The organism is Mesorhizobium sp. USDA 4132, assembly GCF_056279545.1.
In genome coordinates, this window is the sequence record NZ_JBWCCP010000001.1 from 244255 (window position 1) to 256464 (window position 12210).

General features: G+C 62.5%; 13 protein-coding genes. 2 read left to right on the plus strand and 11 right to left on the minus strand.

The window, feature by feature from the left end; translation table 11 throughout:
- Positions 1-4 precede the first annotated feature (4 nt).
- The 3 genes from arsC to ACZ9IU_RS01170 are packed head-to-tail and all read right to left on the minus strand — an operon-like array spanning position 5 to position 1489.
- Positions 5-433 carry an arsenate reductase (glutaredoxin) gene (gene arsC / locus ACZ9IU_RS01160; protein ID WP_038548000.1) on the minus strand — a complete coding sequence of 143 codons (429 nt, stop codon included), beginning with the start codon at positions 431-433 and terminating at the stop codon, positions 5-7.
- Between the two features lie 10 nt (positions 434-443).
- Entirely contained in the window at positions 444-1127 is a 684-nt protein-coding gene (locus tag ACZ9IU_RS01165; protein ID WP_038548003.1) for an aquaporin, read from the minus strand.
- Between the two features lie 5 nt (positions 1128-1132).
- Entirely contained in the window at positions 1133-1489 is a 357-nt protein-coding gene (locus ACZ9IU_RS01170; RefSeq protein WP_038548005.1) for an ArsR/SmtB family transcription factor, read from the minus strand.
- 42 nt (positions 1490-1531) lie between these two features.
- Here ACZ9IU_RS01170 and ACZ9IU_RS01175 point away from each other — a divergent pair, with 42 nt between their 5' ends.
- On the plus strand, positions 1532-2053 hold the full coding sequence (locus tag ACZ9IU_RS01175) for a DUF6428 family protein (protein WP_038548009.1): 522 nt from the start codon (positions 1532-1534) through the stop codon (positions 2051-2053).
- Between the two features lie 30 nt (positions 2054-2083).
- On the opposite strand, the gene ACZ9IU_RS01180 is transcribed toward ACZ9IU_RS01175, so the two are convergent.
- On the minus strand, positions 2084-2515 hold the full coding sequence (locus tag ACZ9IU_RS01180) for a MarR family winged helix-turn-helix transcriptional regulator (protein WP_038548012.1): 432 nt from the start codon (positions 2513-2515) through the stop codon (positions 2084-2086).
- Positions 2516-2904: 389 nt separating this feature from the next.
- On the opposite strand from ACZ9IU_RS01180, the gene polA reads away from it, so the two are divergent.
- A complete protein-coding gene (polA, locus tag ACZ9IU_RS01185) occupies positions 2905-5919 on the plus strand; it encodes a DNA polymerase I (RefSeq protein ID WP_437179037.1) in 3015 nt (1004 codons plus the stop codon).
- Positions 5920-5928: 9 nt separating this feature from the next.
- Here the strand turns inward: polA and ACZ9IU_RS01190 are convergent, their stop codons facing one another.
- The 7 genes from ACZ9IU_RS01190 to phnD form a co-directional block, all read right to left on the minus strand.
- Positions 5929-6225: a hypothetical protein gene (locus ACZ9IU_RS01190; protein ID WP_038548018.1), complete on the minus strand. Its 297-nt coding sequence runs from the start codon at positions 6223-6225 to the stop codon at positions 5929-5931.
- Positions 6226-6302: 77 nt separating this feature from the next.
- Positions 6303-6881, minus strand: a complete 579-nt coding sequence (gene phnN, locus ACZ9IU_RS01195; RefSeq protein ID WP_038548021.1) for a phosphonate metabolism protein/1,5-bisphosphokinase (PRPP-forming) PhnN — start codon at positions 6879-6881, stop codon at positions 6303-6305.
- Between the two features lie 20 nt (positions 6882-6901).
- On the minus strand, positions 6902-8041 hold the full coding sequence (locus ACZ9IU_RS01200) for an alpha-D-ribose 1-methylphosphonate 5-triphosphate diphosphatase (protein ID WP_038548025.1): 1140 nt from the start codon (positions 8039-8041) through the stop codon (positions 6902-6904).
- Positions 8038-8751 carry a DUF1045 domain-containing protein gene (locus ACZ9IU_RS01205; RefSeq protein ID WP_038548028.1) on the minus strand — a complete coding sequence of 238 codons (714 nt, stop codon included), beginning with the start codon at positions 8749-8751 and terminating at the stop codon, positions 8038-8040. The genes ACZ9IU_RS01200 and ACZ9IU_RS01205 overlap by 4 nt, the downstream gene beginning before the upstream one ends.
- A gap of 112 nt (positions 8752-8863) precedes the next feature.
- Positions 8864-10207 carry a phosphonate ABC transporter, permease protein PhnE gene (gene phnE, locus ACZ9IU_RS01210; RefSeq protein ID WP_157885204.1) on the minus strand — a complete coding sequence of 448 codons (1344 nt, stop codon included), beginning with the start codon at positions 10205-10207 and terminating at the stop codon, positions 8864-8866.
- Positions 10207-11187, minus strand: a complete 981-nt coding sequence (gene phnE / locus ACZ9IU_RS01215) for a phosphonate ABC transporter, permease protein PhnE (protein WP_038548031.1) — start codon at positions 11185-11187, stop codon at positions 10207-10209. Before phnE (ACZ9IU_RS01215) ends, phnE (ACZ9IU_RS01210) begins: the two co-directional genes overlap by 1 nt.
- A gap of 72 nt (positions 11188-11259) precedes the next feature.
- The gene (gene phnD / locus ACZ9IU_RS01220; RefSeq protein ID WP_038548034.1) at positions 11260-12171 is read right to left on the minus strand and encodes a phosphonate ABC transporter substrate-binding protein; all 912 of its coding nucleotides are present in this window, start codon (positions 12169-12171) and stop codon (positions 11260-11262) included.
- Positions 12172-12210 lie beyond the last annotated feature (39 nt).

Here is a 12210-nt window from a genome sequence, read left to right on the forward strand (position 1 = left end):
GCGTTCAGACAACGCGCTTGCCCTCGGCGTCCAGCACCTGTTCGCCGTCTTCCTTGGCGAACGGACCCTGGTGAGTATCCGGCAGGATATCGAGCACGGCCTCCGACGGTCGCGCCAGGCGCGTGCCCAAGGGCGTGATGACGAATGGGCGGTTGATCAGGATCGGATCCTTCAGCATCGCATCCAGCAGCCGATCATCGGAAAGGACTGGATCGTTGAGACCGAGCTCCGCATAAGGCGTGCCCTTCTCGCGGATCGCCTGCCGCACGGTGAGGCCTGCATCCGCGATCATCCGGACGAGTTCGTCGCGCGTCGGCGGTGTTTTCAGATATTCGATCACCGTCGGTTCGATGCCGGCATTGCGGATCATGGCCAGCGTGTTGCGCGAGGTGCCGCAATCCGGATTGTGATAGATGGTGACGTCGATGGTCATTTTGCGCCCTTCATGTGTACGAGCGGTTGGATGAGGGGTTTGTCTCCGCCAGCAGCCAGCCGGCCAGCAGCAAAGCCGCCACAGCGCCGGCGATCTCGGCCAGGATGAAGCCCGGAAGGTCGCCGGGCCGGATTCCCGCGAAGGTATCGGTGAGCGATCGCGCCAGGGCGACGGCCGGATTGGCAAAGGAAGTCGAGGCGGTGAACCAGTAGGCAGCGGTGATATAGAGGCCGACCAGCCACGGAATAGCCTCGGAACGGAACCGGATCCCGGCGAGGATCGTGAGGATGAGGCCGAAAGTGGCGACCACCTCGGCGAGCCACTGGCCCGGTCCTGTCCGGATCGTGGTGGATACCTGCAGCAGCGGCAGATCGAACATCGCATGCGCCAGGATAGTTCCCGTGACGCCGCCAGCGAACTGCGCGGCGAGATAGAAGAACGCCGAGCGGGCCTCGATCTCGCGTCTCAGGGCAAACACCATTGTCACTGCCGGATTGAGATGCGCTCCGGAAATCGGCCCCAGCAGGGTGATCAGGACAACGAGAATTGCGCCGGTCGGAAGAGTATTGCCGAGCAGCGAAACCCCCATATCCACTGAGAGCCGGTCGGCCATGATGCCGGAACCGACCACGGTGGCGACCAGCAGGGCGGTGCCGAGGGCTTCGGCCGTCAGTCTGCGGGGTAGGTCGAACATGGCCGTCAGCCCTCCAACGCGGCAGGTGCAGGGGTGCAGCAGGCGGCCACCTCGGCGGCTGGCGCGCAGATTTCCGGATGCCCGGCGCAGCAGTCTTCCATCAGGAAGCGGACGAGGCCGCCGAGCGCTTCGTAATTGGCGGAATAGATAATCGAGCGGGATTCCCGCTGCTGGGAGATCAGCCCGGCCCGGTCCAGCTCCTTGAGATGGAAGGAGACGTTCGACGGCGATACGTCCAATTGCTCGGCGATCGTGCCGGCCGCCATGCCGGAGGGTCCGGCAACAACCAGCATCCGGACAATCTGCAGGCGGGTATCCTGCGAGAGTGCTCCGAATGACGCGAGGGCTTGACGTTCATCCATATTTCAACAATCCTTGAACAGTTGAAATATGGAATAGCCGAAATGAACGCGATAGACAAGCCGGTTCCGCGGGACGACGTCAGCCTGGGCTTCCTGCTCGACACATTGGCGAGTGCCAGCGACCAGCCGCTGGTGTTTCACTACGATGGCCGGCCGGTAAAGCCGGGCTACCACGTCACAGAGGTCAAGGCAGGACAGTTCTCGGCGCTCGACTGTGGTGCCAACCCGGAGGCCTGGTCGGAAATTTTCGTGCAGCTCTGGGATATCGAGGAAGGCGACCACACCCATATGACGGCGGACAAGTTTTCGGCGATCATCCGTAAGTTCTCCGAACACGTGAAGATCGAGGGCACCGCCAAATTGACGTTCGAAGTCAGCGACGGGATCCGGCCGATGCAGCTTTATTGCGCTTCGACGCCGGTCCTAAAGGGCGGGGCATTGCATGTGGAACTGGCCGCCCGCCCGGCGAGTTGCAAACCGCGCGATCGCTGGCTGGCGGAAGAAACCCGCAAGACGGCTTCCTGCTGCGCACCGTCAGCCGGAACCAGCGCCTGCTGCCCCTAACACTGGGTGTGACGAAAGGCGCGGCCTCAGTCAAACCTTGCGGGCGTTCTCGACGATCATCCGCATATATTCGATCATCAGTTCGCGCTCGAAGCGGCGGAAGCCTGAAAAAAGCGCTGCATCCGCCTCGGAAGCGGCTTCGACGGCCTGGATTTCCAGCTCGCGGCCGAGCGGGGTGAGGGTGATGATCTGCGCTCGCCGGTCGTTCGGATGAGGGGTGCGCTGGATCAGCCCATCGCGCTCCATGCGGGCGAGCGTATTGGCGAGTGTTGCCTGTTCGACTTCCAGCTTGTCGAGGAGCTGCTTCTGTGTGAGCCCGTCTTCCTGCCAGAGTTCGAGCAGGACAGGAAACTGCCCGGGAGAAAAGCCAAGCACCATGGCCCGCTTCTGCAAGGAGCGCGCAAAGCCTTTGGCGAGTTGGCCCGCCAGGTATGTCGCCGAATGCGAGCGGTCGAATCCCATGGCTGGTCTTCATCCCTCCCTGAACGAGCCCGTTTGCGAGCGTTATCTACCAGATATATCGCACGCCATGCTTTCGCCAAGCCTGTGCGAAGATGGGCAAAATGACAAGTCTTTCCTGCAAAAGGGCAATAAAAAACCGCCACGGCAGGGAGGGGACAGCCGTGGCGGTTCTGATGGAGGGACAAAGGCCCGGAGAGGGGGATAGGCCTTTGTCCGGTCTGGGTGCGGCGGGGGACAGGCCGGCTGCCAGACTGCGGCGTGATCAATCGCCGGTAACAAGGAAATGTGGAACCGCGACGGGCTTTTCAAGAGAAAGCATATTACAAATCGGTAACGTTCCGGTGAGGGCGGGAGGCTTCGCGGCAGCGAAGTTTTCGTGGACGGATCAAATGCCCCACGCTATTCCTTGCGCCATGAAAAAAGGCGATCATCTTTTCCTTATCGACGGTTCCGGCTTCATTTTCCGCGCCTTCCACGCGTTGCCGCCGCTCACCCGCAAATCCGACGGCCTGCCGGTCGGCGCCGTCTCCGGCTTCTGCAACATGTTGTGGAAGCTGCTGACCGACGCGCGCGACACCTCGGTCGGCGTGACGCCCAGCCATTTCGCGGTCATCTTCGACTATTCCTCCAAGACCTTCCGCAAGGATCTCTACGACGCCTACAAGGCGAACCGCTCGGCGCCGCCGGAAGAGCTGATCCCGCAGTTCGGCCTGATCCGCCAGGCGACCCGCGCATTCAACCTGCCCTGCATCGAGACCGAAGGTTTCGAAGCGGACGACATCATCGCGACCTACGCCCGCCAGGCGGAGGCGACCGGCGCCGATGTGACGATCGTCTCGTCCGACAAGGACCTGATGCAGCTCGTGACGCCGAACGTCCACATGTACGATAGCATGAAGGACAAGCAGATCGGCATTCCGGACGTCATCGAGAAATGGGGCGTCCCGCCGGAGAAGATGATCGACCTGCAGGCGATGGTCGGCGATTCGGTTGACAACGTGCCGGGCATTCCGGGCATAGGCCCGAAGACGGCAGCCCAGCTTCTCGAAGAGTTCGGCGATCTCGACACGCTGCTCGCCCGCGCCGGCGAAATCAAGCAGGTGAAGCGCCGCGAAAACATCGTCGCCAATGCCGATCTCGCCCGCCTTTCGCGCCGGCTCGTCTCGCTGCGTCTCGATGTGCCCTTGGACCTTGATCTCGACGCGCTGGTGCTGGAGCCGCAGGACGGCCCGAAACTGGTAGGCTTCCTGAAAACCATGGAATTCGGCACGCTGACGCGCCGCGTCGCCGCTGCCTGCAATTGCGATGCCGATGCCATCGAACCCGCCGTCGTGAACGTCGAATGGGGTCAGGCCGCTCGCGGCCCGGATCTCGATGCCGGCGGTGCGGCAGCGGTCGACACCGGCGAGGCAGCGGCCGAAGCGCCGCCTCATCCGGCCAAGGCGCCGGTCGCCAAGGGCATGGAGGCGGCAACGCCGACCGCACTCGCTGAGGCCCGCATCGAAGCCTTTGCCAAGGCCAAGCTCGATCCGAGCTGCTACGTGACCATCCGGGACCTGACGGTGCTCGACGACTGGATCCGCGCGGCGCAGGAAACCGGCCTTGTCGCCTTCGATACGGAAACCACGTCGCTTGATCCGATGCAGGCGGAACTGGTTGGTTTTTCGCTGGCGCTTGCCGACAATATCGCCAACCCGTCCGGCCTAGAAGTCCGCGCGGCCTATGTGCCGCTGATCCACAAGACCGGCGTCGGCGATCTGCTCGGCGGCGGGCTTGTCGAAAACCAGATCTCGACCAGGGAAGCGCTGGCGCGTCTGAAGCCGCTGCTGGAGGACCCGTCGGTCCTCAAAGTGGCGCAGAACCTGAAATTCGATTACCTATTGATGAGGCGCCACGGCATCACCGTCGAGGGTTATGACGATACGATGTTGATGTCCTATGTGCTGGAGGCCGGCAAGGCGAACCACGGCATGGACGCACTGTCGGAGCGCTGGCTGAACCACAAGCCGATCACCTTCAAGGAAGTCGCCGGCAGCGGCAAGGCGGGCGTCACTTTCGATTTCGTCGATATCGACAAGGCGACCGCCTATGCCGCGGAAGATGCGGACGTGACGCTGCGCCTGTGGATGGTGCTGAAACCGCAGCTGGCGGCTGCGGGCCTGACCCGCATCTATGAACGGCTCGAGCGGCCGCTGGTCTCGGTGCTCGCCCGCATGGAAGAGCGCGGCATCACCATCGACCGGCAGATCCTGTCCAGGCTTTCGGGAGAGCTTGCCCAGCGGGCCGCCGCCTTCGAAGACGAGATCTACGAGCTGGCAGGGGAAAAGTTCACCATCGGCTCGCCGAAACAGCTCGGCGACATCCTGTTCGGCAAGATGGGCCTGCCGGGCGGCGCCAAGACCAAGACCGGCCAATGGTCGACCTCGGCCAGCGTGCTGGAAGACCTGGCCGCCGAAGGTCATCCCCTGCCGCGCAAGATCGTCGACTGGCGCCAGCTGACAAAGCTGAAATCCACCTACACGGATGCGCTGCCGGGTTATGTCCACCCGGAGACGAAGCGGGTCCACACCTGCTACTCACTTGCCTCCACCACCACAGGCCGACTTTCCTCTTCGGAACCGAACCTGCAGAACATCCCGGTGCGTACGGCGGAAGGCCGCAAGATCCGCACCGCTTTTATCTCGACGCCGGGCCACAAGCTGGTTTCCGCCGACTACAGCCAGATCGAGCTGCGCGTGCTTGCGCATGTGGCCGACATTCCGCAACTGCGCCAGGCCTTTGCCGATGGGATCGACATTCATGCGATGACGGCCTCGGAAATGTTCGGCGTGCCGGTCGAGGGCATGCCGAGCGAAGTGCGCCGCCGCGCCAAGGCGATCAACTTCGGCATCATCTACGGCATTTCCGCCTTCGGACTGGCCAACCAGCTGTCGATCGAACGCTCGGAAGCGGGCGATTACATCAAGAAGTATTTCGAGCGCTTCCCGGGCATCCGCGATTACATGGAAAGCACCAAGACCTTCGCCCGCGAGAACGGTTACGTCGAGACGATCTTCGGCCGCCGGGCGCATTATCCCGAGATCAAGTCCTCCAACCCTTCGGTGCGCGCCTTCAACGAACGTGCGTCGATCAATGCGCCGATCCAGGGTTCGGCCGCAGATATCATCCGCAGGGCGATGGCGAAGATGGAATCGGCGCTCCAAACGGCCGGACTGAACGGAAAGGCCCGCATGCTGCTGCAGGTGCACGACGAACTGATCTTCGAAGTCGAGGACGAAGAGATCGGCCAGACCTTGCCGGTGATCATCTCGACCATGGAGCACGCGGCCATGCCCGCGATCTCGATGCGGGTGCCGCTGAAGGTCGATGCTCGCGCCGCCAGCAATTGGGACGAGGCCCATTGAGCTTGAGGCTCAGTGTTCCTGCGGGTAGAGGGACATAAGCGCGGTCGAAAGCAGCTCGTCGGCATAGGTGCAGGCGGTGAGCCGCGCATCCTCCGGCATGTTCATCTCGTGACAGCGCTGGTGCACGGCTTCGAGAACGAGGTTGCTGATCCCACGGGCGTGTTCGACATCCGCATTTTCGGACGTGTCCATGGCGAGCGCCAAAGCCGTCATGGAGACGATTTCGAGAACAACGACGCGCGCTTCCAGATCGATGGCGGTTGCCCCATCGGAATGATGCCTGTCGCGCGGTTTGTTCTGACCCATGATTTTTCCTTTCATAATATAAGGAAAGGCACATAGAGCCGGATCAGGGACTTTAAAGAAGGATCGAACGTTTTTCGCTAACCAGTCGGTTGGCTCGCAAAGCAACCGTTGAGAGCGTCGACCAGGGCCTTGCCGGCATCTTCGAGCGATCCGCTATTGTCGATCGTCACCACCTGGTAGTCGCCGGTCACGGCAAGCGAACTGCGTTCGAGACGCCGAAGTATCTCCTCGCGCGTTTCCCGTCCGCGCGCTTCGAGCCGGGCGGCGAGCACGTTCAGGCTGGCGGTGATGTTGATGACCACGAGCGACGGATAGGTATCTTTGAACTGGGCAAGCGCGGAACGCGAGCCGTTGGCGACGACCAGCTGGCCTCTTGCCATGGCCTCTTTCGTCTCGGCGGGAATGCCGTATCGCAGGCCGTGGGCACCCCAGGAGACCGCAAAACGGCCGGCCCTTTCCAGAGCTTCGAATTCCGCTTCGGAAACGCCGTCGTGATCCTCGCCGCCGGCGGCGGCATCGCGAGTGATAATCCGCCGCACGAAGACGACGTCATCGCGGCCCTCGAAGAACCGGGCGGCATAGGCCATCAGCGTGTCCTTGCCGGCCCCGCTCGGGCCGACGACGGCGACCATGCAGCCGCGTCGCTCCGATTCCATTGTTGTCGGCCTGGCGTCCATCAGGCGACCCGCCGGCCTTCCCGCCAGACGGCGCGGGAGACGGGAACGCCCTCTTCGTGATGGACGCGAACGATATCGGCGCGCAGGCCCGTCGCGATCCGGCCGCGATCATCGAGGCTGACTGTACGGGCAGGGGTCGACGTCACCATGGCGAGCGCCTTCGGCAGCGAGATGCTTTCGACCTCTGCGGCAAGCACGAAGGGTGCATGCAGCAGGCTGAGCGGCACGTAATCGGAGGAGAGCACGTCGAGCACGCCCCGCTCGGCAAGGTCGCGGGCGGCGATATTGCCGGAATGCGACTTGCCGCGAACGATGTTCGGCGCACCCATCAGCACGCTCATGCCCGCTTCGTGGGAAGCCTTTGCCGCATCGAAACTGGTCGGGAATTCCGCCAGCCGAACGCCGTTGTCGATCGCTTCGCCCACATGGGAAAGCGTCGCGTCGTCATGGCTTGCGACAGTGATGCCACGCTCGGCGCAGACCTTCGAGATCGCCGCGCGGTGCGGTGTCGCGTTGCGTGCCGATTCTCCCTGGCGTTTGGCCACGAAGGCGGCGAATGCCTCGTCGCTGAGGCCGCGCTTCTTCTGGTAATACAAGGTGTACTGATCCATGGTCTGGAACTGCCGCTGGCCCGGTGCGTGATCCATCAGCGAGACGAGCCGGACATGCGGATCGTTCTCGAAGTCGACGAAATGCTCCATGCAATTGTCGGCGGAGACTTCGCAGCGCAGATGCAGGAAGTGTTCGGAACGCAGGCGGCCGTAGGCGGCGGCGGCGGCAATCGCGTCCGCCATGTCCCGCATTTCGCCATGGGCAAAACCGCCGTCCTCGTCGGCGCCCATGCGCAGGCAGTCGAAGACGGTGGTGATGCCGGAGGTAGCGATCTGTGCGTCATGGGCCTGGATCGCCGCCGTGGTGTTCCAGCGCACGCCCGGACGCGGCGAATAATGCTGTTCCAGATGGTCGGTATGAAGTTCGACCAGGCCCGGGATCAGATAATCGCCCTCGAAATCCTCGCCAGTATGGACATTGCCTTCCGAGATATCGGTGATCTTGCCGTTCCGGATCTGGACTGAACCGGAGATCACGCTGTCCTCGAGCACGATGCGGGCATTGGTGAGCACGAGTTCGGCGGTCATGATGCGGTCTTTCTGTTTTCGAAGGCGGACGCCAGCCGAAGCCAGCGATGGGCGATGAAGGGGGCGCCGCGCTCGGGCTCGGCGAAGATGGCAAGCCCATCGACGGTCAGCGGTGCGTTGGCGAAATCGGCGAAGCGCCGATCGAGCTCGCGGCGCATGGCAGGTGCCTCCTCGGCCGGGACTTGGCCCGTCAGCGTCATGTGGAAGCGGAACTCGTCCATGACATAAGGATAACCCCAGCGATCAAGATTGGCGCGCTGGGCAGAGCTTAACATATCAGGTTTCCGCCGTGCGATATCGTCCTCCGACAGCGGCGCGCGAAAATGTTCGAACTCTTCGACGACGCGTCCGGCAAAATGCTGGAGCTCCGGGTAGATCGTGTCGGGCACCAGCGCGAAGAACCGCCCCAGCTGGCCGACGATGACGTTCGGGATATCGAAGACCGGCGTCTCTGCGGCAAAGCGTTCGGCGGCATCGATGAGCTCGGCCTCCGTCCGGTCGGGATGCAGTTCGAACGGCGCCTTGAGCGTCGCATGAAAGGCATAGCGGCGCGGATCGGCAGTCAGTTCATGGACGGTGTCGCGGGCCAATCCTTCGACATCAGGCGTCGGAAACGTCTCTGCGGTAAAGGCGTCACGGCCGAGCCAACGCGCTGCCGCCTTCGTCAGCGGATGGTTTTCGGCGGGCGAAAAATAGAGAGCGTAGCGCAAAACGGGATTCCGGAATCAGGAGAAGGCCGGCTGACCTTAGCTGTCTACCGGCCGGCGAAACAGGACCTCCGGCTAAAAGATTTCCATGACAGAATGATGATAATCCGGCCGGTCAGTGACCCTTTTTGCCCATGACCCGCGAACGCAGCGCATTCGAGAGGTTGTCGAAGACGAAGACCACCAGAAGGATCAGCAGGACCATGTAGGCGACCTTGTCCCAGTCGGCATTGGTCTTCATGGATTCGAGCAGCTTGAGGCCGATACCGCCGGCGCCGACAGCGCCGATCACGGTCGCCGAACGGGTGTTGGACTCCCAGAAATACAGCGATTGTGAGATGAAAATCGGCAGGACCTGCGGCACGACGCCGTAGCGCTGCACGATGACCGGCGCGGCTCCCACCGACTTGACGCCCTCGCGCTGCTTGTCGTCGACATTCTCCAGCGCTTCCGAATAGACCTTGCCGAGCGCGCCGGTGTCCGTGAAGAAGATGGCGGCGATCCCCGGCAACGGCCCCGGGCCGAAGGCGCGGGTGAAGAACAAGGCCCAGATCAGCATGTCGATGGAGCGCAGAAAGTCGAAGAAGCGCTTCATCCCCCAGTTCATCGGCCGGCTTGTGGTGATATTGCGCGCCGCGACGAAGGCGAGCGGGAAGGCGACGAGGGTGGCAAACAGCGTGCCGACAAAGGCCATGACCAGCGTCTGCATTAGCTTGGAGAGAATATCGCCGTGCTGCCAGCTGCCATTGTTCAGGAAGTTGTCGAGAGCCAGCGAGGCATTGGATTGGGCCGGATCGAGCCGTTCGCCGAAGAGCATAAGCCCGGCGACGCCGGTGAAGCTGCGGCCCCAGAATGGCGAGTGGGTGTCGAAGAAGAAATTCGCCCAGCCGAGGAAGCGCCGCTGGATATAGACCTGGTTGCTGCGGATTTCCGCCTGGCCCGCAAAACCGAACCGGACATTGACCTTGTTGTCGTCCTGCTCCATCCGCGCCGGCGCACCTGCCGGCAGAGACGCCCGGTCCCCGTTGATCGCTACGGGATAGAGCTTGCCGTCGATATAGACATCGACCTGGCTCGGGGTCACTTCCAGGCGGTTTTCGCCGCCGAAAAGGACCGTGTAGCCGCCGTTCGAGGTCGGCTTCAGCCAGTCGATCGCCGCACCCTCGGGATATTGGCGGCGGCTGGTCCATTGGGGCACGACCTGGCCGTTCTGGAAGCGCAGGCGCGGCTGGGCGCGCCAGGAATACCAGTCCTGGATATAGATCGCCGCGCGGTCCCAGTTGCCGTTGACGAAGGTCGGGATGACGTTGAAGAAGGAAAAGCAGAAGGCGAGGTAGACGAAGACCGCAACGGCGGCGATCGCCAGCCCCCAGTGCTGCATGAAGCTGCGGTGAAAGACTTCGGGATAGGCGGCGAGCAGGCGTTCGCGATCTGCGGCATTGACGGCGAGAGTGGACATCAGGCGGCTCCCCGGCCGAATTCGAACGATTGCCTGCCGATCAGCCGGCGGCGCAGCCAGGCCGAGAACTGGTCGACGCAGATGACGGTGACTAGGAGAAGGATGATGATCGCATAGGTCTTGGCGGCGTGGTCGCGGCCGATCGACAGGCTGAACACCTCGCCGATGCCGCCGCCGCCGACGGCGCCGATAATGGTCGAGGCGCGCACGTTGATCTCTGTGCGCAGCAGCGTATAGGACACGAAATTCGGCAGGACCTGCGGCAGGATCGCGAAACGGACACGCTCCAGCCAGCTGGCGCCCGAGGCCCGCAGGCCCTCGTCCGGCCTCATGTCGGCATTCTCGACCACTTCGAAGAACAGCTTTCCGAGCGCACCGATGGTGTGGAAGGAGACCGCGATGATCGCCGCAATCGGACCGATCGACAGGATGGCGGCGAGAAGGCCGGCGATGACGATCTCCGGGAAGGCGCGCATGATTTCCATGATCCGCCGCACTCCCCAACGCACTGCCCGCGAGCCGACGAGGTTGGAGGAAGCGAAGAAGCAGAGCAGGAATGCGCCCGTCGAGCCGAGAATGGTCGAGACGATCGCGATATTGAGGGTGATGGCGAGCTGGTAGAAGAAGTTCGGAATGTAGAAGCTGTCGGTGATCCAGACGCGATCGCTCGTATAGTCGAACTTGATCGAGCCGTCCGCATAGGGCGACGGCAGGTCGAACATGGCGCGGAAGATCTCCAGCGGGCTGTTGGGCACGAAGCTCTTGATGAAGTCGAAGAAATACGGAAGGCGTTCGAAGAACTTGCCGGAATTGGCTTCGTTGGCGAAATCCAGCGACGCAGCGAGCACGATCAGGAAAACCACAATGGAGACGACGGTATAAATCCGCCGGGTCCGCACCTGTTGCTGATAATGGTCGAGGATGGTGCGGGAGCTTTCCTGCAGCCCGCTGAGTTGAGCGGGTTCGGCCACGTGCGCCATTCTGGGCATCCTTTTTGAACGAGCGGCGGCATCGTCATGATGCCGCCGCCAAGATATTGATCAGACGTTGGATCAGCCGCCGATGACGGCCTTACGGGCGTCGATGATGGTCTGGTAGAACTTCTGGTCGACCGGCGACCAGTCGACGTAGCCGCCGCCCGTGAAGCTCTCGAAGCAGGCCTTGTCCTTCTTCGGCAGCTCGGCGAAGTAGGCGGTCACCTTCTTCTTCATGTCGTCCGAAAGCTTGTTGGAAACCATCAGCGGGCCGTTCGGGATGAGCGGCGACTTCCAGACCTGGACGATGTCGTCCATGTCGAGCAGGCCCTTGGTGACCATGATGTGCAGGTTGCCGGACGAGTAGCCCTGCGCCCAGTCGCCGACAGCCGAACCGAAGGTGGTGCCGACGTCAAACTTCTTGTCGAGAATGCCGAGAACGAGGTTCTCGTGGCCGCCGCCGAAACCGGTTTCGGAGAAGTACTGCTTGACCGGCATGCCGATGTCCTTCGGCAAGGAGACGTTCGGCACGAGGTAACCGGAGGTCGAATCCGGATCGGCGAAGCCGATCTTCTTGCCCTTGGCATCGGCGAGCGTCTTGATGCCCGAATCCTTGCGGGCAACCATGATCGAGTAGTAGCCGGTCGAACCGTCGGCCTGTTTGGTTGTCAGGACCGGGGTAACGGCGTTCGGGTCCTTGATGTAGATCGAAGCGTAGGAGGATGCACCCATGACGGCGAGGTCGATCGTGCCGCCGAGCAGGCCTTGGATGACGCCGTTATAGTTCGGCGACGGGAAGAGCTTGACATCCGAAGCGCCGGTCGCGGCGATCAGGCCCGGCTTGACGCATTCGGTGCGGCGAACCTGGTCGGCTTCGTTTTCGCCGCCATCGAGGCCGATGCGCAGAACGGGTGCGCTCTGGGCGTGGGCCTGGCCGGCGACGGCAGCGATGGCGATCGTCGCCATCAGGATCTTGCGGAATGCAGACATGGAAGTCTCCTTTGGTGATTGGGGTGGTCAACCCGGAAA